The sequence below is a fragment of the Aeromicrobium sp. genome (genome assembly GCF_014378035.1).
Lineage (GTDB): Bacteria > Actinomycetota > Actinomycetes > Propionibacteriales > Nocardioidaceae > Aeromicrobium.
In genome coordinates this window covers 1-3,083 of the sequence record NZ_JACMOM010000350.1, presented here as the reverse complement: position 1 = coordinate 3,083, position 3,083 = coordinate 1, and the positions used below count along the sequence as shown (strand labels likewise).

Annotated in this window: 4 protein-coding genes; 2 read left to right on the top strand and 2 right to left on the bottom strand. The window is 66.6% G+C overall.

Annotation, left to right across the window (positions count from 1 at the left end; all coding sequences use genetic code 11):
* On the top strand, window positions 1-272 hold a 272-nt coding region (locus H7290_RS18540), incomplete at its 5' end, for a hypothetical protein (protein WP_290515499.1).
* Between the two features lie 227 nt (window positions 273-499).
* On the opposite strand, the gene H7290_RS18535 is transcribed toward H7290_RS18540, so the two are convergent.
* Entirely contained in the window at window positions 500-1,849 is a 1,350-nt protein-coding gene (locus H7290_RS18535) for a HAMP domain-containing sensor histidine kinase (protein ID WP_290515498.1), read from the bottom strand.
* Between the two features lie 28 nt (window positions 1,850-1,877).
* Window positions 1,878-2,555 (bottom strand): response regulator transcription factor, encoded by a 678-nt coding sequence (locus H7290_RS18530; RefSeq protein ID WP_290515497.1) that lies wholly within the window; start codon window positions 2,553-2,555, stop codon window positions 1,878-1,880.
* A gap of 186 nt (window positions 2,556-2,741) precedes the next feature.
* On the opposite strand from H7290_RS18530, the gene H7290_RS18525 reads away from it, so the two are divergent.
* Window positions 2,742-3,083 (top strand): hypothetical protein (locus H7290_RS18525; RefSeq protein WP_290515496.1); only part of this gene is annotated, 342 nt, incomplete at its 3' end.

Genomic DNA, 3,083 nt, shown 5'->3' with positions numbered 1-3,083 from the left:
TCGTGTCGCCGAAACGCACGCGAGCGAAGCTGCCGGCCTTCATGGACGTAAGCGCGCCGCCGAGTGGAGAGGCCCCCAACCTGACTCACTACGAGGGACTTCTGGCAATGCGGGTTGCTGACGCGATCCTTGACTGCAGACGTCGGATTGAGAGGGGCCGTCTTCTCGACGCCGCCCGCGATGCTCGCAAGGAAGGCCTCGTGGCTCGCGTCGAGTACGCCAAGCTGCAACGCGAGCTACGCAGGGCTCCGGCAAAGGGAAGTGCATCGTGACGTACTCGACGCCGCCACCCAACCTCAAATCGCTTGAGCAGCGGATCCGCAATCTGGAGGCCGACGACATGGGGTCGTTGCGCCGCCAAGTGACGATGGCGATGGTCGTGGTCGGTCAGATGCTCCCCGAGGGTGCGGTCAAGGGCGGCACTGCGATGGCGCTTCGCTACGAGGGGGGCAGGATTCAGCAAGCAGCGACATTCGGAGCGGACGACTCGGGGGACTGGTCAACGGTGTTGGTTCCGATCGGAGTCAGAGATGGGCACGGTCAGCCGGAAGCGGGTGCGGCCATGATCGTCATCGACTATCAGCTCGCCACCATGCGCGCGGGCAATCTGACGGGCGATCGGGAGCCCGAGACCCGTCCCTCCGCTGTCGCGGGCGCGCGAATCATCGAGGCGAACGAAGCGTTCAAAAACTCGCTCACGCTCATCCACGGCGATCCCGGGGCCGTCGTCGAGAACGTCGATGTGTGCTGTCGCACCGTTGCGTGACAGGAGAACCTCGACCTCGGTTCGTGCGTGGCGTTGCGCGTTGTCCGTGAGGTTGCGCAGCGCGCGGGCCAAGTGATGCGCGTCGCCGAAGACGCGGACCGGTGGGGCGGAGAACCTGACCTCGGGTTGTCCGGTGCGCGCGAGCCTCGCGACGTCGGACCTGACGAGGTCGTCGAGGTCGACGTCACGCATACGCAGGGCGAGGCCGTGCTCGTCAGCACGCGCGAGCAGGAGCAGATCGGCCACCAACCGGTCGACGCGATCGAGCTCGGAGAGCACCTCGGCAGAGGCCGATACCCAGTCGCCCGATTCCGGGTGCAGGCTCTGGATCTCGTGGGCCGCGCGGATCGTGGCCAGAGGGCTCCTGAGCTCGTGTGACGCATCGCCAACGAAGCGCCGCTGCGCCTCGGCCCCGGCCTGGAGCCTGGTGAGCATGGCGTTCATCGTCTCGGCCAGTCGAGCGATCTCATCTCTTCCCCGTGGCACCGGGACCCGCGCGGACAGCGTCGCCGTTCCGTCGATGCCGGCGACCCGTCGGCGGATAGCCTCCACCGGTGCGAGCGCCCTGCCGGTGAGCCAGTACAGCGTCAACGCCACCAGTAGCAGGATCAGGGGGTAGCCGATGAGCAGCAGCCGACCGACGATCGAGGTCGACTCGTGAACGGTTTCGAGACTCTGGGCAGCCAGGACCACCACGGGTCCGTCCGGGCCGGAGACGCCTTCGGCCACGACCACGAAGTCCTCGCCATCACCGATCGGGAGCTTTGCTCCCGCGACCACCAGCACCTGTCCTGACCCCGGCCGTAAGTCGACGACGGGTGGCTCCCCGGCGACCGATCCGCTGGCCGCCACCACCGAGCCACTCGCATCGACGATCTGGATCAGAGACTGATCACCTCCGCCACCGACCAGGTCGACCGCGGAGCCCTCTCGTACGACCTGAGCAGCGACATCGCTGGCCTGCTGGCGCGCGACATCGGTCAGGGACGCCTCCAACTGGTGGCGCTGAAGGACCACGAATATCACCGAGGCCAGAGCGAGCACCAAGGCGACAATGACCGTGGCCGTCGCAGAGGTCCGCACCCGGATCCCGCCCGTCGAACGCCACGGCCTAACCACCGTCGCCCTCCAAGCGGTACCCCGCACCCCGCACAGTCGTGATCGCCTTGCGACCGAAAGGCTGGTCGATCTTGCGACGAAGGTAGCCGACGTAGACCTCGACCACATTGTCATCGCCGTCGTAATTGAGATCCCACACGCTCTGCAGGATCTCGTTCTTCGACACCACGTCACCGCGATGGCGCATCAAGAAGTGCAGCAAGCCGAACTCGCGCGGCGTCAGCGAGACCTCCACCCCGGCCCGCTCGACGACCCGGGTGCTCGGGTCCAGGCTCAGGTCACCCACCTGCAGGCGAGCAGGTCGCTCCGGCGCCCCGCGCCGAACGAGCGCACGTAGGCGGGCCACCAACACGACGAAGGAGAACGGCTTGGTCAGGTAATCGTCGGCGCCCAGGTCGAAGGCGTCGACCTGGTCGTACTCCCCGTCCTTGGCCGTCAGCATCAGGATCGGCGTCCAGTTGTTGGCACTGCGTAGGCGCCGGCACACGTCATAGCCGTTGAGGCGGGGGAGCATGATGTCGAGCACGATGACGTCGTACGACGAGGTCAATGCCTCCTCGAGACCAGTGATCCCGTCGTGAGCGAAATCGACCACGAAGCCCTCCGCCACCAACCCGCGCCTGATGGTCTCGGCGAGCCTGACCTCGTCCTCCACCAAGAGCACGCGCATCGTTAAAGCCTTTCCGTGTAGATCTGATGAGCACGATGTTCGCAGGCAACCGCTGAGAGGGGGCTGTGAACGCAGGTGACGTCGTTCGATGTGCGGGTTCTCAGCGATGCTCAGCGTCCTCACAGCCGCGGGCCTGCACGGTGGTCATGTCAGTCCGCAGTGTGCGGTCGACGAAGGGAGAAGACCATGCGAAACATCAGGCGCAACCTCGCCGTCATCGCCGCCTCTGCCGTGATCGGCACGCTCGGCGTCGGTGGGGTGATGACGGCCCAGGCCGACAGCGGCAGCAAGCCCGACAAGTCGACGTCGCAGCAGTCCGACAGAGGTACCGAGGAGAAGTCGGACGGTGCCGACCAGGGGCCGGACGTGAACGCGAACGAGCCGGGCCACCAGGACGCCGACGAGAGCGGTGAGGCAAGCGACGCGAACGAGGGCGCTGAGGGTGCCGAGGGCGCGAAGGAGAAGTCGGACGGTCCCGACCAGGGCCCGGACGTGAACGCGAACGAGCCCGGTCACCAGGACGCCGAC